The organism is Prevotella pallens ATCC 700821, from assembly GCF_000220255.1.
Taxonomy (GTDB): Bacteria; Bacteroidota; Bacteroidia; order Bacteroidales; family Bacteroidaceae; genus Prevotella; species Prevotella pallens.
The window spans coordinates 218,890-238,312 of record NZ_GL982514.1; the positions used below are offsets into that span (position 1 = coordinate 218,890).

A 19,423-nucleotide genomic window follows, 5' to 3' on the forward strand; every position below is an offset into this window, starting at 1 on the left:
TAGTCGATTTGCTTTACTAAAAGTTTATTTATACCGTCTCACAAAGGTACAATGTAATTGTGAAGTGGCGAAAGTTTTTCATTGATTTTAAGACATCAGTAATGTATTTAGGCTTTTTTTTAAGTTCCAGACTGTTGTTCTCTTTTTAGAAGATGGTCTATTCGGTGTATTGTATAGAACTCTATTACAGTGGCAATCAGTAGTATTACCACCCAGTTATGGTACACAATGTTTACGTAAGTGGTATATCCTTCGATGGAATTAAGGACATACGGACGTATAATTCCATATACATCTTCCACCATAAATAGTCCGGCGAGAATGAATCCTATGTCTGCTATCACCATAATTCTACGCAAACGGCGTATAGCAAAGTTTGTTCCAAGGTATTGTTGCCGCATTTGTATGGTGGCAAATCCTATAGCTCCAATCAGCATAACAATGCAAGCGATGTCTTGTTTAATGAAGAATACGTAGAGTCCAGTACCCAATGCCATCATTAAACCGCCGATTGCATAAATTATTGTTTCTATTTTACTTAGTTGTTTCATATATATTTTTGCCTTTAAATGGCTGTTCGTCATCGCTAAGAACGAAGATATCCTCATCGTCTGCCTTCATAAAATAGCGTTCGCGAGCTATTTTTGCAATGGCATCGGGACTTGTATTTAGGTCCTTTAATCGCTGCATATCGCTGTAATATTGCTTTTTATATTTTGCGATATCGGTGTTTAGGTCTTGTATTTCGTAGTAACATTCTATGCTACGACGGAAGCTATTCTCATCGAAAACGCCCACTATAAGTATACCAAGTACTATTACTATTTGGTATCTAAAGCGACTTATAAATGTAAAAACGTGTCCTGTAAACTTGTTCACCTCTTTATTTTAGTTATAGTTTATAGTCTTTTGCAATGCAGTAGCGTAGATAAGCAGTTTGAATGCCATTGTTGCTATTAGCTGCAAAAGTACAGAAAACTTTTTAAAAAAGGCGGAGCGGTGTTGATATTTTATGCTAATTAACAATTAATTCGATATCTCTTCTGTTTCGTTTTCTTACTTTTTATTATCTTTGCAACACCAAAAGAAATAGAAAAATATGGGAGAATACATTGTATCGGCACGTAAATACCGCCCTATGTCGTTTGCTTCTGTAGTGGGACAACAGGCACTTACCACTACGTTAATGAATGCAGTGAAGAGCAAACGACTGGCTCACGCTTATTTGTTTTGTGGTCCGCGTGGAGTAGGAAAGACTACTTGTGCCCGCATTTTTGCCAAAGCCATAAACTGTGAACACCCTACTGAGCAAGGCGAAGCGTGCAACGAGTGTGAGAGTTGTAAGGCTTTTAACGAAGGAAGAAGCTATAATATATTTGAATTAGATGCCGCAAGCAACAACTCTGTTGAGAATATTAAGGCACTAATGGACCAAACTCGCATACCACCACAGGTAGGACGATACAAGGTTTTCATAATAGACGAGGTGCACATGCTATCGTCTGCCGCCTTCAATGCCTTTCTAAAAACGCTGGAAGAACCGCCAGCACACGTTATTTTTATTCTTGCTACTACCGAAAAACATAAAATTCTACCTACAATACTATCGCGTTGCCAAATCTATGACTTCGAACGTATGTCGGTTCCTGGTATTATTGACCACCTAAAAAAGGTTGCAGAGAAGGAAGGAATAGTATACGAGGAGGCGGCATTGAACGTTATTGCCACGAAAGCAGATGGCGGAATGCGCGACGCCCTCTCCATTTTCGACCAGGCAGCAAGCTTTTCTCAGGGCAACATAACCTACCAAAAGGTGATTGAAGACCTGAATGTTTTAGACGCAGACAACTATTTTAACATTGTAGATCTATCGTTAGAGAATAAAGTTCCAGAGATTATGGTGCTTTTAAACAACGTTATAAATAAAGGTTTTGATGGGGGAAACCTTATTAACGGACTAGCTTCGCACGTGCGCGATGTACTAATGGCGAAAGATGCACAGACTCTTTCGCTGCTTGCTACTAGCAACGAACAACGCCAACGCTACCAACAGCAAGCTGCAAAATGCCCTACACAGTTTCTATATAAGGCATTAGAGATTATGAATAGGTGCGATGTGGAATACCGACAAAGCTCAAACAAGCGTCTCTTAGTGGAACTAACGCTTATACAAGTGGCACAAATTACACAAAAAGAAGACGACTCTCCCGCTTCGGGGCGTAGCCCTAAGCAGTTAAAAACCCTGTTCCGAAATATTATATTAACGGCTCAACCGCAAACAGCATCGCAGGTAGCTGGGGCGAGCCGTAAGCATAATGCACACGAAAAAGAGCAAGATAGTGCTGCAACACACGTTACAGTATCTACCAAAAATCCCCTCGTAAGTGCGCAATCGCCTGTCTCTGCTATGCCAAAAGTACGGTTAGGTAGTCTTGGAATGTCGTTTGCACAGCTTATGAACGAGGGAAAGAAAGAGGAGAAACACGAAGAAGATGTTGAGATAACCAATAAAGACGAACATCAAAGCTTTACTTGGCAAGAGTTAATAGTGGAATGGAAGGGTATGTGCAACCGTATTGCTAAGATAAATGTGAGTCTTGCACAACGCATGAAGCTTATTAAGCCGCAGATATTGCCCGATGGTAACATTGAAGTAGTGGTAGGAAACAAAATCCTACTCGATGAAATGCAGACCATTCGTGGTAGAATACGTGCTACGATGGCACAGCGTTTACACAACGGACAGATAGATGTGATGTTGCGATTGGCTAAGGCTGAAGAGTTGAAACCTATTCTTACACCGCGCCAAGAACTTGAAAAAATGCAGCAACAGAACCCTTCTATTGCTAAACTTATAGAACAATTGGGACTTCAATTAGAGTAAAACACTACACAAACTACGGGCTTTGGGTTGCTATCTTCCTAAGGCTTACAAATTGTTAGTATAAAAATCATCGATTATGGAAACAGGTATAGAAAATGAAATAGTACACGATGTTGCTTCGTTATTATTAGAAGCCGAGGTTCTTTTTGCTGTTGTTATGGCATGGATAATGGCAATTTTCTTTAGCGCAATGGCTACCCGACCATCGTTTACCAAATGGAAAAATGTGTTAAAAGAACGTTTTTGGCTGTTCGTAGTCTATTTTACACTGTCTGTTATAACTGTTGCTGCCGCATATTGGTCTAGTTTCAACTATCTTTCTTTGGGTGTTGTAGCTGTTTTTCTTATAGTTTTGCTTATTTCATTTCCCCTTTATTTTTTAGTGTTTTTCTTGCGTTTGAGGCGTTGGATAGCCACTAATCCAGATTATGCAATGATAGTTTTCGGTAGGAGAAGGTGGTCTGGAAAACTTCATATTATAGAAATACAAAAGATAGATGGCGTTGTTGGAAAGCAAATGAATATATTTTCTGTTTCGGGCGAATGCTTGGTGCCACCAGGAAAGCATAAAATTAGCTTTGTGGTGTGGGAACGAACATGGATGCCTCGAGGGTATATTTCGCAGAAAATGTTCGACTATGATGTAGAGATAGAACTAAAATCGGGTGGTTTATACGTTGTGCAAGAGCACCCTTCGTTGCCTTCTTTGAATATATCTTTAAGCTGTTTTGCTCCTAATATGCGTGAAATGGCAGAATGAAAACCATAAACAGAGAGTTTGAATGTTACCATTCGAGGTGTTCTACTCGTTGTTTTGGCAAAATAATATCGTAAAAAATAAAGTAATATTACCTTATAAATATGGACGCAAGTACATTCTATTTATGTTTATTTTTGTGGTGGGCATGCTGCTATGTAATAACTTCCTACTTAGTAAACCCATCGCATGTGCGTTGGAACAACCCTATAAAGCAAAGTCGTTTTGTAGTTCTTTCGGCTTTAGCAGTATCTTTTTTAAGCTTTATAGCACATTCTTACGTGTATATAGAGGAATATCAAGCAAAGAATAACATAGAATTTAAATCAATATCCCACTTTTTTTCCTGTCTTACCAACCCACAGTCGAAACCCATTTTCGAGGCAGATTACTTCTTACTGATAGTTGTAATAGTTGTTATTTCTATAATTCCGCTTATCCAACACCTACGTTTAATATGGTGGATAAGTAGACACCCACACTATTCAATACTTACTTTCAAGGTGATACCCGAGATGCCGCCTCGCAAAATATCTATATTCAGCATAGATAATAAGTATTCTTGTGGCGGAAGATACATCTTGTCTTATTATAAATATTTGGTGTTGCCAGGCAAACATAAGTATGAATTCTGGTTAGGAGTACTACGTGGAAGGGGCGTCTATAGGCGTTTGTTCGGCCAAGAAATGGAACTTGATTTGTTGGCAGGCCATCAGTATGTGGTGGAAGAAGACGCTATGGTAGACGAATTCCACGTTTATGATAGTTGTTCAGCCCCCGAAACAGATAACGATATTGTAGAAACACGAAAATGAAATCCATTATGAGTATCAACCCTTTTTGGTTTTTTCTAACTTTCTGGCTACTCCCATTCGTTGTCATCAATATCTTACAAAGTCGCAAAAACTGGCATCTCAACCGGTGGTATAATCCTTTGCGCATAGCCATAACCGAACTAATGGTCTTTGGCGGAGCAGTTATTATAAGCGTAGCCTACTTTCTTTACCTGTATATAACGTCGGAACCGTCTTTGTTTAGTAGCTTTAGCCTTTACATTTTAGTATGTATAGTGGTTGTTTTTGCCAATGCTCTTATAAAGTTTTTGCGGTTAAAACGCTGGATAAACAAGCATTCTAACTATGCAATTCTGGCTTTCGACACTCCAACTTCGTGGATAAAATCCATTCGTTGTCTGCATATTGGAAAGTTAGATGGCGTGAAAGATGCCAAAGGAAAGGCGTTTTTTTACGATAAAAGCACCCTTGTTGTGCCAGGAAAACACGAGTTTTGTTTTGATATACAAAAGCGATCGGGCAAAACTATCGTCCATTTATATTCCGTTTATATGGATTTCAACGTAGCACCAAGTACGATGTACGTTTTAAAAGAAAACGAAGACGCAAAGAAATTATATATTAGTTACAGTTGTTCAGCCCCCGAAACAAATAGCCAACCATAGAGTTATATCCCATTATTTGTACATCAACGTTTTGCAATAACCCTGTATTCGAATTCCAAAAACCCACTTCTTGCATTGCAAAAACCATACTTTTGCACGCCAAAAACCATACTTTTGCATTGTAAAAACCATACTTTTGTATGATGAGTATGTAACATGCAGAGAACCAATACGTTGCGAATGTTCTGTGAACACCCAACGAACACTCCCAAAACGCCCCACGAACGCCCTCGAAGCGCCCCACATTCACACTGCGAAAACCATACTATTGCAACACAACAGAATAGGAACGAAAATACATTAGAAGCAATTCTTAGTCTATATTTGTTACTCTTTATGCGATTTTTATCAAAGTTTCGTGATTTATAAAGCTTAAAAGTGTTTTTTAATATAATTTAGATAGTAACCTGATACATATCCGAGTATAATGTCGTACTTTTGCGTAAATATTAAAAGAAAGTAGTAAAACAAAAGAAATTATGGCAGAAGCTATAGATATTCGCGAGCTAAATATACGAATAGAACAGAAGAGTGGATTTGTAACAAACCTAGTTACAGGAATGAATCAGGTAATAGTAGGGCAACAACACCTAATAGATTCCCTGCTGATAGGTCTGCTTAGCGATGGACATATACTCCTTGAGGGTGTACCGGGATTGGCTAAAACCCTTGCAATAAAAACACTTTCGCAACTTATAAATGCCAAATACAGTCGCATACAGTTTACTCCAGACCTTCTTCCAGCCGATGTAGTGGGTACCCAAATATACTCGCAGAAGGAGGAAAAGTTCTTAGTTAAGAAGGGACCAGTATTTGCAAACTTCGTCTTAGCCGATGAAATTAACCGTGCACCAGCTAAAGTTCAGAGTGCATTATTAGAGGCAATGCAAGAACACCAAGTAACTATTGGCGACGAAACCTTCAGTTTGCCAAATCCATTTATGGTAATGGCAACGCAAAACCCTATAGAACAAGAAGGAACATATATGCTTCCAGAAGCTCAGGTAGACCGTTTTATGTTGAAAGTAGTAATAGATTATCCAACAATAGACGAGGAAAAGCGCATTATTCGCGAGAATCTTAGCGAACATTTGCCCACAGCTCCAGCACTAATATCTGCCGACGACATTATCGAAGCACGTAGTGTGGTGCGCGAAGTATATATAGACGAGAAGATAGAACAATATATTGCCGACATTGTTTTTGCCACTCGCTATCCCGAACGTTATGGATTAAGCAAACTAAAACAAATGATAACATTCGGCGGAAGCCCACGTGCCAGCATCAATTTGGCTAAAGCTGCACGTGCGTACGCCTTTATTAAGCGTAGAGGATACGTAGTTCCAGAAGACGTAAGAGCTGTTGCACACGATGTTTTACGCCACCGTATCGGTCTGTCGTACGAGGCAGAGGCAAGCAATACTACCACCGAAGGAATAGTAAGCGATATCATTAACAACATACAAGTGCCATAACGGCAAAAGAAGGATAACAAATGAACGCCACCGAAATACTCAGTAGGGTGAGAAAGATAGAGATTAAGACACGCCGTCTTAGTCAGAACATCTTCGCAGGACAATACCATTCAGCCTTTAAAGGACGAGGTATGGCCTTCTCAGAGGTGCGCGAATACCAGTACGGCGACGATGTTCGCGACATCGATTGGAACGTTACGGCACGCTTTCATAAACCTTTTGTGAAAGTGTTTGAAGAAGAACGAGAACTCACCGTTATGCTTCTTATAGACGTAAGTGGGTCGTTAGACTTCGGAACAACGCAACGAACAAAAAGAGATATGGCAACCGAAATAGCTGCAACACTCGCTTTTTCAGCCATACAGAATAACGATAAGATAGGCGTAATATTCTTTTCGGACCGCATAGAGAAGTATATAGCACCCAAAAAAGGACGAAAACACATTCTATATATCATACGCGAGATGCTCAATTTTGAGCCCGAAAGCAAAAAAACCGATATTAATGCCGCCTTAGAGTTCCTTACTCGTGTGGTAAAACACACCTGTACGGCATTCGTTTTGAGCGACTTTTATGTGCGATCCGACTTCGAACACGTGCTCCAAATAGCCAATCGGAAACACGATGTAATAGCTGTGCAGGTGTACGATAGGCGTGCTAAGGAACTACCAAACGTAGGATTAATGAAGGTTTGCGATGCTGAAACAGGCCACGAAATGCTTGTTGATACCAGCAGCGCTAAGCTTCGGAATGCCTATAAAGCCAATTGGAACAAGCTACAATGCCAATTGCAAGCTATATTTACAAAGACAAACGTAGACAATATATCTGTTGCAACAAACGATGACTACGTTAAAAAACTAATGATACTGTTTGCTCAACGAAGCTAATGAAGAAGTTTTTAGCAACCATAACCATAGCTCTATTAGCTATAACAGCCACTGCACAAGTGTGCGTGAACGCCTCTTTGGATTCAACAAAGATACTTATAGGCGAACGAACCCATTGGTACATCACCGTAGATGCGCCAAAAGGAGCACGAGTGGCATACCAACACTTTGCCGATACCACCAATGTGCCACACGGAATAGAGGTTATGGAACAACGCATAGATACTACGCACAACGGCAATGCGTATACCTTAACATTCAAACGAACGCTTACCGCATGGGACGCTCGGCACTACAACCTGCCAGCTGTTACCATACAGGTAGACGGAAAGAACTATACTACAAACAAACTCGCCTTTAATGTAACGCAAAGTAAGGTAGATACAGCTGCAACAGCACCAGCAAAACCAGCCGATGGGGTGCAAAAACCACCTTTCTTGCTAAGCGAATGGTTGCCCTATATAGCTCTTTGTGTGCTCGCTTTGGTGCTTCTGATAGTAGCATACACCATACATCGCAGGCTGAAAAGCAAGAAACCATTGGCAAAACCACGCCAACAAATGCGCAATTTGCTGCCACACGAGAAGGCTATGCAAGCCATAGAACAGGTGAAAACGCAATATAACAATAGCGAAAATCCCGATCAGAAGGCTTATTACACAGCACTTACCGATGTGTTACGACAGTATTTGGAAGACCGTTTTGGCATAAAAGCGAAGGAAATGACGTCTGCCGACATAGTAGAAACACTTCGACAGAAAAGCAATAACGAAACAAATGCCGAACTAGAACAGGTGTTTGCCACTGCCGACTTGGTGAAATTTGCTAAGTATTCTACACAAAACAACGAAAAGAACTACTATCTTGGAAACGTGGTAGACTATATAGAAGAAACCAAAAACGGCTATCAGCCACCGAAAACGCCACAACCTACCGATACCGAAACGGAGGAAAAGCGCAACCAACGCATACGCAACATACTACGTTGGTGTAAGTATGGTGCCATAATAGCCGCCATAGCGTGTGCCACTATCGCCGTATGGGGCATCGCAGAATTGTTGAATTAAAAAACGTAAAAAGCAAAATGGAATTTGCAAACAAAGAATACTTATTGCTGCTTTTGCTCCTTATACCTTATATAATATGGTATTTCTTGTATCGAAAAAAGAGTGAACCCACAATGAGAATGAGCAATACGTTCACCTTTCAGCACACTCCGAGAAGCTGGAAGGTGCGTTTAGCACATCTGCCAATGCTTTTACGCTGCGTGGTTTACGCTCTAATAGTGGTGGTTTTGGCTCGTCCGCAAACCAATAACCCCATCGATAACGAACAGGTAGAGGGTATTAACATTATGTTAGCCCTCGATGTATCTGCCAGTATGCTATCCGATGATGTTGAACCCAACCGCATTGAAGCCGCAAAAGCCGTAGCGAGAGAGTTCATTAGCTCGCGTCCAAACGACAATATAGGGCTTACTATCTTTGCAGGAGAGGCATTTACACAGTGCCCAATGACCACCGATCACACATCGTTGCTTAATCTTTTGGGTGCAGTAAGGGGCGATTTGTCTACAACAGGACTCATTCAAGATGGTACTGCTATAGGTATGGGACTGGCAAATGCCGTTGGACGTCTTAAAAACGTGAAGGGAAAAAGCAAAGTAGTGATACTTTTAACAGACGGAAGCAACAATGTGGGCGACATATCGCCACTAACTGCTGCTGCAATAGCTAAGAAATTTGGTATTCGTGTGTACACCATCGGACTTGGAACAGATGGAAAAGATGCACAAGGACACCTGGTTGGCGATATAGATTATAAGACTTTGCAGAACATTGCTATACAAACCGATGGCGAATTCTACCGTGCGCAAAGCAGAAACGAACTCTCTCAGATATACAAAGATATAGATAAGTTAGAGAAAACAAGGCTCGATGCAAAATCGTATGGTAGGCGATACGAAGCCTATATGCCATTTGCTATGTTGGCATTGCTGGTGTTCTTTGTAGAAATAGTGCTGAGAATAACAGTGTTTAAACGCATTCCTTAACAAACAAAATGTGTTCAGAGAAAAAGAAAATATTAGTAGTAAAGTATATGAATAATAGTTCTGAAGAACAATAACAATAGTTCCGAAAAGTAAAAGTGGTACTTTTGTAATGCAAAAAGGGTACTTTTACAATGCAAAAAGGGTACTTTTACAATGTAAGAATTATGGTTCCAACGAACAAGAAATATAGAAAGAATGTTCAGATTTGCTAATCCTACATACTTATGGCTACTTTTGCTGATACCATTATTAGCAATAGTCTACCACGTTTGGGCTTTAAAGCGCCGCAAACGTATGGACCGTTTTGGCGATAAAGAACTGCTTCGGCAACTCGTTCCTGGCTATTCTAAATATCGACCATTACTAAAATTCTATGTTATGGAGGTAGCTTTGGCACTCATTGTGGTTATTGTGGCACGTCCGCAGATGGGAACTAAGCTATCGAAAGATAAGCGCGAGGGCATAGAAGCTATGATAGCAATGGACATAAGCAACTCTATGTTAGCCGAAGACGTAGCTCCTTCACGATTAGAACGGAGCAAACGACTGGTAGAAGACCTATTAAACCGTTTCACAAACGATAAAATTGGACTCGTAGTATTTGCTGGTGATGCCTTCGTACAACTACCAATCACGTCCGATTACGTATCAGCGAAAATGTTTTTAGATAACATTAGTCCATCGTTAATAGGCACACAAGGCACCGATATAGGTAAAGCTATCGACCTTTCTATGCATAGTTTCGCACAAAACAGCAAGTTTGGTAAAGCCATTATCATTATAACCGATGGCGAAAATCACGAAGGTGGAGCCGAAGAAATGGCACGAAAGGCACAACAAGCTGGCATACGTGTGTTTGTTCTCGGCATAGGTTCTACACAAGGAGCACCCATTCCAATGGGAAATGGTAGCTATTTGCAAGATAAAAATGGTGGAACTGTAATGACAAAGCTCAACGAAGACATGTGTAAAAAGCTTGCCGAGGCAGGGAAAGGTATGTATATACACGTTGATAACACTACTGGAGCAGAACAAATGCTCGACAACGAGATAGCAAAAATGCAACACGGCGAAATAGAAAGTGTATCATATAGCGACTATGCAGAACAGTTTCCAGCCATAGCAGCTATTGTTTTGCTGTTGCTAATAGCCGAAGCTCTGATAATGGAACGCCAAAATTTGCTGTTCAATCGTATAAATTTGTTTACAAAAAAATAAATGAATAGAAGACTATACATATTGCTTTGTCTAGCTTTTGCCATACTTACAGCAACAGCACAGACCGATAGGCAATACATAAGAAGGGGTAACGCAGCCTTTGCAACCAAAAAATACGGGGTGGCAGAGGTGAATTTTCGCAAAGCTCTTGCCGCTAATGCACACAATGCAATAGCTGCTTACAACTTAGGTTGTGCCATGCAGGCACAGCACAAAGACTCTTTGGCTCTGCAAAACTATACCTTAGCCACGAAAAACGAAACCAATAAGGCACGTCTTTCTAGTGCTTTCCATAATATGGGAACTGTGTATCAGGCTAAGAAAAACTACCAAAAAGCTATAGAAGCATACAAAAACGCATTGCGAAACAACCCACACCATGCCAATGCACGCTACAATTTAACACAGTGTATGCACCTTCTGAAGAAACAACAACAGCAGCAAAAGCAGAACAAACAACAGCAGAAGAACAATAAAAACAATAAAGACAAGAACAAAAATAAAGATAACAATAAGCAAAAGAATAGTCAAAACAAACCGAAACCGGAACAAGGAATGAGCAAAGACAATGCCGAGCAAATGCTAAATGCAGCAATGCAAGAAGAAAAAGCAACGCAAGAACGTCTTAAAAAATATATGCAACAACCCCAAAGTAGGCATTTGGATAAGAATTGGTAACGCTTTATGAAACGATATATTAACATACTGCTACTTGTTTTGCTACCTTTTACAGCGTTAGCACAGCACATTCGTGTGTTGGCACCACGCCAAGTGGAGGTTGGAGAGCAGTTTCAAATAGAGTATATTATATACACCGACAATGTAGAAGGACTAAAATTAGGCAAGATGCCTACTGGTGTTGAACTCTTAGCAGGACCTTATTATACCTCGCAACGCAATCTACAGATGGTGAATGGCCACATGAATAGCAACTCATCAGAGTCGTATACCTACGTATTTATGGCAACAAAGCGAGGCAATTTCAACATTCCGCCAGCCAAAATTATAGTGAATGGACAACATTTAGCGTCTACTCCCGTTAAAATAACCGCCTCTGGAAATGCCAATATAAACCGTTCTGCACAGATAAATGGTAGCGCAAGAGCCGATATAAGTGCTGTACGACCCGAGAGCAGAGTACCTACAGGCAAAGATTTGTTCGTAAAAGTAACTGCAAACAAGCGTACTGTGCACGAACAAGAACCAGTATTGCTTACCTATAAGGTGTATACAAACGTGAATTTGATACGTATGGCAGGCAAAATGCCCGATATAAAAGGCTCGCATGTACAGGAAATTCCATTGCCACAACAGAAAACTTTCCGCACCGAAAAGCTGAATGGGCGCACCTATCACACCACTACGTGGAGCCAATATGTGGTTTATCCGCAAATAACAGGTAAGCTACGAATACCATCTGTTACCTTTACGGGAGTGGTAAGACCTACTTTAGACGACTTCGATCCATTTGCTTTTATGAACGATGGTGGCGATATTCCACGACAATTACAGGCAGAAGGGCTTACCATAGATGTTGTACCATTGCCACAAAAACCAGCTAACTTCTCTGGAGCAGTGGGAAAACTCAGTATGACAGCACAGTTAAGTAAGAGCAATATTAAGGAAGGCGACCCCATAAACCTACGTGTTGTAATAGCAGGAATAGGCAATTTGAAACTTATGCGACAACCTATTGTGAAGTTTCCTAATGGTTTTGACGTGTACGATTCTAAGCAAACAGACAAGACCCACCTTACTTCGAATGGCGTAGAAGGTAGTATGGTGTACGATTTTTTGGCTGTTCCACGTAAGCAAGGTAAGTATACTGTGCCACCAGTTAGCTTTGTTTACTTCGATACAACCACCAATTCGTATAAAACTCTCACCACTCAAGCCTTCCAAATAAGTGTGGCTAAGGGCGATGGAACCACACAAAGCGTTGAGGCTTTCACCGGAAATACAAAGCAAGACATACACGGATTGAAAACGAAAGAGACCGATATGCTGGCAGAAACCAACTTCTTTAACTCGTGGGGCTATTGGATTGTGTTGCTGTTAATACTCGGAGGCTTTGTAGGAGCACTTGTAATGCTTCGCAAACGTGCCAATATTAAAGGCGATATAGCCCGACTTAAAGGCAAAAATGCTGAGCGTGTGGCACTGAATAGGCTGCATAAAGCAAACGTTTTCATGGAAATGCACAAGGCAGAAGACTTCTATGACGAAAACTTAAAGGCTCTTTGGGGATATGTTAGCGACAAATTAACTGTGCCAGTAGAGCAACTTTCGCGCGAAAATATAAAAGAAAAGTTTGCTGAACTCGGCATAGATGGAAGCGTAATTGATAAGTTTATAGAAGCATTAGACGAGTGTGAGTTCCAGCGTTATGCCCCTGGCGACGAGCAAGGGAATATGTCTCTCACCTACGATGCGGCTGTTAAAGCCATTACTGATATAGAAGAAGCAATGAGAAACCAACGCAACAATACCAGTAAGAAGGCAAATGGCAAATCCTTTTTACTATTATTCGCCATAGTTATAGCCCTTTCGGCTATTGCGCTACGTGCCTCTGCTAACACCTTAGATATGGCTGCAAAGGCTTATAATAAGGCTAATTATGCCGAAGCTATACGCATTTACAAACAATTAATAAAGCAAAAGCCGTCGGCTATACTCTATTATAATTTGGGAAATGCCTATTATCGCAACAACGAAGTTACCCAAGCTATTATTGCTTACGAGCGTTCGCTGAAGTTAGTTCCTAGCGATGAGGACGCAAGATACAACTTACAGTTAGCTCAATCTAAGACTATTGATAGGCTATCGCCCGAGTCCGACCTCTTTCTTACACGGTGGTTGCACGCCATAGTCTATTCTTTTAGCATTGATACGTGGGCTATTATAAGTTTATTGGTACTCTTGTGCAGCCTGTCGTTTATGCTATTATACTTCTTAGCTGTAGATGTTAAACGCCGTAAAATAGGGTTCTTCTCTGCTTTATCGTTCCTTTTGCTATTTATGTTCAGCTTCTCTTTTGCTAAAATACAGCAAAATGAAAAACGAAATACCAACCAAGCTGTAATTGTTGCCTCTATTGCTACTGTGAAAGCAACACCCGATGCCAAGGGCGAAAACGCTGTTACACTGCACGAAGGTACGAAAGTAGATATAGTAGATAGTAGCATTAGTGGGTGGAAAGGCATACGCTTGCCCGACAATACTACTGGCTGGATACCCACAAACCAGTTAGAAGAAATATAGAAAACTATGCTCTGATGGATTTTTCTTCACTTCTTGAATACGACAAAACCTTGTTGTTGGCTTTCAACAACAACCATAATATGTTCTTAGACCACGTTGTGCTGGTGTTTACATCGGGCTATACGTGGATACCGCTCTATGTTTCGTTGTTCTATCTTATTGTTAAAAACAACGAAAAATGGGGACGCATTCTCCTTATAATGGGCTCCTTAGCTTTGTGTATGCTTATTTCAAACGCTGGAAACGGCGGTTTTGTGAAACCATACATAGCCCGACTACGTCCATCGTCCGACCCTTTGCTTGCGCATACCCTCTTTTTGGTGAACGGTTATGCCCCCTCTGGCTTCAGTTTCTTCTCTGCTCACGCCTGTAATGCCTTCTCTGTGGCAGTGTTTTTTATGTATTTAGTGCGCAGCCGCCTACTTTCCATCTTCCTTTTGGTATGGGCTTTCATCGTTGTATGGACTCGTTTGTATCTCGGTGTGCACTATCCGTCCGACATTTTCGTGGGTATGGTGGCAGGAACACTCAATGCAAGCTTGTGTTACCTTATATATAAACGAATAGAACGCCATGTAGCACCCCTCTCAACCTATAGAACCAAACAGTTTACACGAACTGGTTACGAGGTAAAAGACATAGATGTGGTGCTCTGTACAATAGTGTTTACTTGCATTTATTGCATAATTAGAGGCGTAATAGAGATAGGATTATAAAATAAAAACAAATGTTAGAAGATACAAAACATATAAAAATATCGGACTACGACTACCCTTTGCCCGACGAACGTATTGCTAAATTTCCACTTTCTAAGCGCGATCACAGCAAACTTTTGCTATATAAGCACGGAGAAGTGGGCGAAGACGTGTTCTGCAACCTACCTAAATATTTGCCCCAAAACGCACTTATGGTGTTCAACAACACCAGAGTTATTCAGGCACGTATGCACTTTAGAAAAGAAACAGGAGCATTAATAGAAATTTTTTTAATGGAACCTGCACAGCCAACAGACTACGAACAAATGTTCCAAACCAACCAACAATGTTCGTGGCTCTGTATGATTGGAAACCTAAAAAAGTGGAAAGAGGGCACACTAAAGCGGGCATTCCAAATAAACGGACACGATTTAGTGCTAACGGCTACCGTAAATCGCACTAAAACAAATGCAGCTGTTGCTGGTGGAACCAACCATTGGGTAGACTTTGTATGGGACAATTGCCACGTAACATTTGCCGAAATATTAGAAGCTGTGGGCGAATTGCCAATACCACCTTACCTAAATAGAGAGACGGAAGAGAGCGATAAGCAAACCTATCAAACCGTTTATTCAAAGGTAAAAGGGTCTGTAGCCGCACCAACAGCGGGCTTACACTTCACCCAAAATGTGCTGCACAACATAGATAAAGCTGGTATAACACGCGACGAACTTACATTACACGTAGGCGCAGGAACGTTTAAGCCTGTGAAAAGCAGCGAGATAGAAGGACACAATATGCACTCCGAATATGTGGTAGTGCACCGACACACCATAGAAAACTTGCTTTCGCACAACTGTAAAGCCATTGCTGTGGGAACAACAAGCGTGCGAACATTAGAAAGTCTTTACTATATGGGGGTGAAATTGGAACGCAATTCAAACGCCACCGAAGACGAATTGCACGTTGAACAGTGGGAACCATACGAACAAGAACACAACTCTAACGGACTTATATTGGTAAATGGAACACCCGTTAGCGTGGAACGTGCACTGCAAAACCTGCTGTCGTACTTAGACAACAACGGCTTAACGGCACTGCATACAAGCACTCAGATAATTATAGCACCCGGATTTACCTACAAAATAGTGCAAATGCTTGTAACCAACTTCCATCAACCACAATCCACACTCTTGCTTTTGGTAAGCGCATTCTTAGGAGGCAACTGGCGCAAAGTGTACAACTATGCACTCGAAAACAACTTCCGCTTCCTGAGTTATGGCGATAGCAGCCTCCTCATACCATAGCCTAAACAATGGCAAAACATAGAGGCAGCGTTGTTAAAAACATAGTGCCAAAAACAAGTATGTAATTGTCTGTTAATAAGAAGGTTACAAAGCACTCTGCAAAAACCCCCTTTTTGGCTTGCAAAAACCCCCTTTTTGGTTCGCAAAAACATAGTTTTTGCAACGTAAAAACCCCCTTTTTGCAAAGCCAAATATAAGCAATAGCCTTTTGTAAACAGATATAACAGTAATAGAAACATAAAAACATAGAATATGAAAATAGGCGATAAAGTACGCTTTTTAAGCGAAGTAGGAGGTGGAAAAATCTCTGGCTTTCAAGGCAACAATATAGTATTAGTGGAAGACGAAGACGGTTTTGAAATACCAACCCCCATTAACGATGTTGTTGTTGTGGGCAACGACGATATGGCAAAAGCCAAAATAACCAAGCTAGAACAAGCAAAAGACGAAAAAGAAGAGGGAAACGCAAAATCCATAAAAGCCCAATTAAGCGACAATACCCCCATTGATACCAACAAAAAAGGTATAGACGACGAAGAAGAAGACTACGATCCAGCCGACAAATTTGTGCCGCAGCCACGCGAACGCGATGGAGGCAACACCCTAACAGCCTATTTAGCTTTTGTGCCAACCAAGCCACGCGAAATGAATAACACCGATTTCGAAACGTATATAGTGAACGATAGCAACTACTATATACATTATTTATATATGGTAGGCACCAAAAACCAATGGCAATGCAAAGCAGTAGGCGAGTTAGAACCCAACACAAAGCTGTTTGTAGAGCAGTTCTCATATTCCGATTTAAACACTATAGCCGAAGCAAGCATACAAATATTTGCCTACAAACCCAACAAAACATTCGAACGTAAACCCGCACTCAATGCACATATACGTATAGATGGAACCAAGTTTTACAAGCTAAACACCTTCCGAGAGAACGATTTTTTCGATACACCAGCACTACTTTACACCGTAACCGAAAAGGAAAAGGCTCCCGAAACCATTATAGACACAAAGATAGAACTGCCTAAAAAGTTGCAAAGCAGCAACACACAAGCAGTGGAACCCACCCCACAGCCAGCTCGAAAACCATTAGAACGCAGATACGAAAATAGTCAGAGTAAAGCAAAATATGCCAAACAAATTCTTAAAAACGATAAAATTGTTGTAGATTTGCACGCTGAAGAGGTGTTGGAAACCACGGCAGGGCTAACGCCAGGCGATATATTAGAATATCAGATGGGCATTTTCCGCAACACTTTAGAACGGTATAAGAATAAAAATCAACAGAAAATAGTATTCATTCACGGTAAAGGCGAAGGCGTTTTGCGCCGTTCTATTATCCGCGAACTAAACTATAAGTACAAGAAATACCATTTTCAAGACGCGTCGTTCCGTGAGTACGGCTATGGCGCAACACAAGTAACAATAATAACCTAACATACTTTTAAAACGAATGAAATACGGATTTATCAAAGTGGCAACGGCAATTCCAGAAGTGCGAATAGCCGACACTAAGTTCAATCTCGATGCTATTGAAAAGCAAATAATAGCTGCAGAAGGGCAGGGAGTAGAGATAATAGTATTCCCAGAGTTCTGTATCACAGGCTATACATGCCAAGATTTGTTCCGACAACAGCTATTACTCGACAACTCAGAGCACGCTATGATGATGCTACTCGACTTCACACGTCAGCTAGATATCATAGCAATAGTAGGCATTCCAGTATGTGTTGGACCACTATTGCTAAACTGTGCCGCTGTGGTTCAGCATGGAAAGATAATAGGAATAGTGCCAAAAACATACCTTCCGAACTATGCTGAGTTCTACGAAAAGCGGTGGTTTGCATCGGCTCGCGACCTTTGTCCAACACAAATACACTATGCTGGACAAACCTTATTAGTAACACCGGCTCGCCAAATATTCAGAACAGACGGCGGAGTAAAGTTCGGAATAGAGATATGCGAGGACATTTGGGCACCCATTCCACCTAGCAACGCACTAACGTTGGCAGGTGTTGAAATAATGTTTAACCTATCGGCAAGCACCGAACAGATAGGTAAGCACCACTATTTAGAGTCTTTGCTGGCGCAACAAAGTGCTCGTACCATATCGGCATACGTATATAGCAGTTGCGGTTTCGGTGAAAGTTCGCAAGATGTAGTATTCGGTGGCAACGCATTTATATACGAAAACGGTGGGCTTATTGCCAAAGCCGAACGCTTTTCGCTAGACCCTCAACTCGTAATAGGCGAGGTAGACGTAGAGAAACTACGTACAGAAAGACGCTCGAACACCACTTTTGTGAATGCACAAAAGGATATGTATGTGGACCCAATAGGGGGTGTGCTGCCCGAAAAAACATACATTAACTGCTTACCAAGGCAGAATGCTGAACGCGAATTTACCCTTACACGCAAAATAAACCCACAACCTTTCATACAAAGTGAAGATATGGAAGCTGCTTGCGAAGAGGTTTTCAACATTCAGGTAATGGGTTTGGCAAAACGATTAGTACACACCCATTGCAAGAAAGTGGTAATAGGAGTGAGCGGAGGTCTCGATTCTACACTTGCATTGCTTGTATGTGTGCGTGCGTTCGACAAGCTAAAACTAGACCGAAAGGGTATTCTTGCCGTAACAATGCCAGGTTTTGGCACCTCCGAACGTACATATACCAATGCTGTTGCCCTAATGGACGAGTTGGGAGTAGATACAAAAGAAATAAGCATAGTGCCATCGGTGGTTCAGCATCTTAAGGATATTGACCACGATACAACTACTCACGACTCTACGTTTGAGAATGCTCAAGCTCGCGAACGCACCCAAATTCTAATGGATTTGGCTAACGAATACAATGGAATGGTACTGGGAACGGGCGACTTAAGTGAGCTTGCGCTGGGCTGGTGCACCTATAATGGCGACCACATGAGTATGTATGGAGTGAACGCAAGTGTACCAAAAACACTTGTAAAACACCTTGTTGCATACGTGGCAAGCATTACAGACAACGAAAAAGTGGCAGAAGCATTGCGCGATATTGTAGAAACACCTATCTCACCAGAGCTTACTCCTGCCGATAAAGAGGGCAAAATTCAACAGAAAACAGAAGATTTTGTTGGACCATACGAGCTAAACGACTTCTTCTTATACTACTTTTTACGACACGGCTTCCAGCCTTCTAAGATATTTTTCCTTGCAAAACACGCCTTTGAAGGTAAATATAGCGATGCAGAAATAAAGAAATGGCTTTACAATTTCGTACTTCGCTTCTTCCAAAATCAGTTCAAACGCTCTTGTTTGCCCGATGGTCCGAAGGTGGGAACGGTGAGTTTGTCGCCTCGAGGTGATTGGCGTATGCCGTCAGATGCCAATTCTACCGACTGGTTAGCAGAGATAGAACAGCTCTGAAACGTAGGT

Annotated in this window: 17 protein-coding genes; 15 read left to right on the forward strand and 2 right to left on the reverse strand. The window is 41.2% G+C overall.

The window, feature by feature from the left end; all coding sequences use genetic code 11:
- Positions 1 to 119: 119 nt before the first annotated feature.
- Both HMPREF9144_RS10075 and HMPREF9144_RS10080 read right to left on the reverse strand, forming a co-directional pair.
- Positions 120 to 551, reverse strand: a complete 432-nt coding sequence (locus HMPREF9144_RS10075; protein ID WP_006045932.1) for a hypothetical protein — start codon at positions 549 to 551, stop codon at positions 120 to 122.
- Positions 535 to 879 (reverse strand): FtsB family cell division protein, encoded by a 345-nt coding sequence (locus HMPREF9144_RS10080; protein ID WP_006045933.1) that lies wholly within the window; start codon positions 877 to 879, stop codon positions 535 to 537. Before HMPREF9144_RS10080 ends, HMPREF9144_RS10075 begins: the two co-directional genes overlap by 17 nt.
- Positions 880 to 1,099: 220 nt before the next feature.
- Between HMPREF9144_RS10080 and HMPREF9144_RS10085 the strand changes: the two genes are divergently transcribed.
- From HMPREF9144_RS10085 to HMPREF9144_RS10160, 15 genes are all read left to right on the forward strand, one after another.
- Positions 1,100 to 2,884: a DNA polymerase III subunit gamma/tau gene (locus HMPREF9144_RS10085; protein ID WP_006045935.1), complete on the forward strand. Its 1,785-nt coding sequence runs from the start codon at positions 1,100 to 1,102 to the stop codon at positions 2,882 to 2,884.
- Positions 2,885 to 2,960: 76 nt separating this feature from the next.
- Positions 2,961 to 3,644: a hypothetical protein gene (locus HMPREF9144_RS10090; protein ID WP_006045936.1), complete on the forward strand. Its 684-nt coding sequence runs from the start codon at positions 2,961 to 2,963 to the stop codon at positions 3,642 to 3,644.
- Positions 3,645 to 3,745: 101 nt separating this feature from the next.
- The gene (locus HMPREF9144_RS10095) at positions 3,746 to 4,456 is read left to right on the forward strand and encodes a hypothetical protein (protein ID WP_040595758.1); all 711 of its coding nucleotides are present in this window, start codon (positions 3,746 to 3,748) and stop codon (positions 4,454 to 4,456) included.
- Positions 4,457 to 4,464: 8 nt separating this feature from the next.
- Entirely contained in the window at positions 4,465 to 5,100 is a 636-nt protein-coding gene (locus HMPREF9144_RS10100) for a hypothetical protein (protein WP_112316984.1), read from the forward strand.
- Between the two features lie 479 nt (positions 5,101 to 5,579).
- Positions 5,580 to 6,575, forward strand: coding sequence for an AAA family ATPase (locus HMPREF9144_RS10110; protein WP_006045940.1), 996 nt, complete (start codon positions 5,580 to 5,582; stop codon positions 6,573 to 6,575).
- Positions 6,576 to 6,595: 20 nt separating this feature from the next.
- Positions 6,596 to 7,465 (forward strand): DUF58 domain-containing protein, encoded by an 870-nt coding sequence (locus HMPREF9144_RS10115; RefSeq protein ID WP_006045941.1) that lies wholly within the window; start codon positions 6,596 to 6,598, stop codon positions 7,463 to 7,465.
- The gene (locus HMPREF9144_RS10120) at positions 7,465 to 8,532 is read left to right on the forward strand and encodes a BatD family protein (RefSeq protein ID WP_006045942.1); all 1,068 of its coding nucleotides are present in this window, start codon (positions 7,465 to 7,467) and stop codon (positions 8,530 to 8,532) included. The genes HMPREF9144_RS10115 and HMPREF9144_RS10120 overlap by 1 nt, the downstream gene beginning before the upstream one ends.
- A 17-nt stretch (positions 8,533 to 8,549) precedes the next feature.
- Positions 8,550 to 9,518 (forward strand): vWA domain-containing protein, encoded by a 969-nt coding sequence (locus tag HMPREF9144_RS10125; protein ID WP_040595869.1) that lies wholly within the window; start codon positions 8,550 to 8,552, stop codon positions 9,516 to 9,518.
- 195 nt (positions 9,519 to 9,713) lie between these two features.
- Positions 9,714 to 10,736, forward strand: a complete 1,023-nt coding sequence (locus HMPREF9144_RS10130) for a VWA domain-containing protein (protein WP_006045944.1) — start codon at positions 9,714 to 9,716, stop codon at positions 10,734 to 10,736.
- Positions 10,737 to 11,414: a tetratricopeptide repeat protein gene (locus HMPREF9144_RS10135; RefSeq protein ID WP_006045945.1), complete on the forward strand. Its 678-nt coding sequence runs from the start codon at positions 10,737 to 10,739 to the stop codon at positions 11,412 to 11,414.
- A 6-nt stretch (positions 11,415 to 11,420) separates the two neighbouring features.
- Positions 11,421 to 13,997, forward strand: coding sequence for a BatD family protein (locus tag HMPREF9144_RS10140; protein ID WP_006045946.1), 2,577 nt, complete (start codon positions 11,421 to 11,423; stop codon positions 13,995 to 13,997).
- Positions 13,998 to 14,011: 14 nt separating this feature from the next.
- A complete protein-coding gene (locus HMPREF9144_RS10145; protein WP_006045947.1) occupies positions 14,012 to 14,713 on the forward strand; it encodes a phosphatase PAP2 family protein in 702 nt (233 codons plus the stop codon).
- Positions 14,714 to 14,724: 11 nt separating this feature from the next.
- Entirely contained in the window at positions 14,725 to 15,999 is a 1,275-nt protein-coding gene (locus HMPREF9144_RS10150) for an S-adenosylmethionine:tRNA ribosyltransferase-isomerase (protein ID WP_006045948.1), read from the forward strand.
- A 252-nt stretch (positions 16,000 to 16,251) separates the two neighbouring features.
- Positions 16,252 to 17,442 (forward strand): DUF2027 domain-containing protein, encoded by a 1,191-nt coding sequence (locus HMPREF9144_RS10155; protein ID WP_006045950.1) that lies wholly within the window; start codon positions 16,252 to 16,254, stop codon positions 17,440 to 17,442.
- A 16-nt stretch (positions 17,443 to 17,458) separates the two neighbouring features.
- Positions 17,459 to 19,414, forward strand: coding sequence for an NAD(+) synthase (locus HMPREF9144_RS10160; protein ID WP_006045951.1), 1,956 nt, complete (start codon positions 17,459 to 17,461; stop codon positions 19,412 to 19,414).
- Positions 19,415 to 19,423: the final 9 nt, after the last annotated feature.

What these genes read in the sequence shown, in the direction of transcription:
- HMPREF9144_RS10075 (WP_006045932.1), bottom strand. Translation starts at nt 551, where the DNA reads ATGAAACAACTAAGTAAAATAGAAACAATAATTTATGCAATCGGCGGT.
- HMPREF9144_RS10085 (WP_006045935.1), top strand. Translation starts at nt 1,100, where the DNA reads ATGGGAGAATACATTGTATCGGCACGTAAATACCGCCCTATGTCGTTT.
- HMPREF9144_RS10090 (WP_006045936.1), top strand. Translation starts at nt 2,961, where the DNA reads ATGGAAACAGGTATAGAAAATGAAATAGTACACGATGTTGCTTCGTTA.
- HMPREF9144_RS10095 (WP_040595758.1), top strand. Translation starts at nt 3,746, where the DNA reads ATGGACGCAAGTACATTCTATTTATGTTTATTTTTGTGGTGGGCATGC.
- HMPREF9144_RS10100 (WP_112316984.1), top strand. Translation starts at nt 4,465, where the DNA reads ATGAGTATCAACCCTTTTTGGTTTTTTCTAACTTTCTGGCTACTCCCA.
- HMPREF9144_RS10110 (WP_006045940.1), top strand. Translation starts at nt 5,580, where the DNA reads ATGGCAGAAGCTATAGATATTCGCGAGCTAAATATACGAATAGAACAG.
- HMPREF9144_RS10115 (WP_006045941.1), top strand. Translation starts at nt 6,596, where the DNA reads ATGAACGCCACCGAAATACTCAGTAGGGTGAGAAAGATAGAGATTAAG.
- HMPREF9144_RS10120 (WP_006045942.1), top strand. Translation starts at nt 7,465, where the DNA reads ATGAAGAAGTTTTTAGCAACCATAACCATAGCTCTATTAGCTATAACA.
- HMPREF9144_RS10125 (WP_040595869.1), top strand. Translation starts at nt 8,550, where the DNA reads ATGGAATTTGCAAACAAAGAATACTTATTGCTGCTTTTGCTCCTTATA.
- HMPREF9144_RS10130 (WP_006045944.1), top strand. Translation starts at nt 9,714, where the DNA reads ATGTTCAGATTTGCTAATCCTACATACTTATGGCTACTTTTGCTGATA.
- HMPREF9144_RS10135 (WP_006045945.1), top strand. Translation starts at nt 10,737, where the DNA reads ATGAATAGAAGACTATACATATTGCTTTGTCTAGCTTTTGCCATACTT.
- HMPREF9144_RS10140 (WP_006045946.1), top strand. Translation starts at nt 11,421, where the DNA reads ATGAAACGATATATTAACATACTGCTACTTGTTTTGCTACCTTTTACA.
- HMPREF9144_RS10145 (WP_006045947.1), top strand. Translation starts at nt 14,012, where the DNA reads ATGGATTTTTCTTCACTTCTTGAATACGACAAAACCTTGTTGTTGGCT.
- HMPREF9144_RS10150 (WP_006045948.1), top strand. Translation starts at nt 14,725, where the DNA reads ATGTTAGAAGATACAAAACATATAAAAATATCGGACTACGACTACCCT.
- HMPREF9144_RS10155 (WP_006045950.1), top strand. Translation starts at nt 16,252, where the DNA reads ATGAAAATAGGCGATAAAGTACGCTTTTTAAGCGAAGTAGGAGGTGGA.
- HMPREF9144_RS10160 (WP_006045951.1), top strand. Translation starts at nt 17,459, where the DNA reads ATGAAATACGGATTTATCAAAGTGGCAACGGCAATTCCAGAAGTGCGA.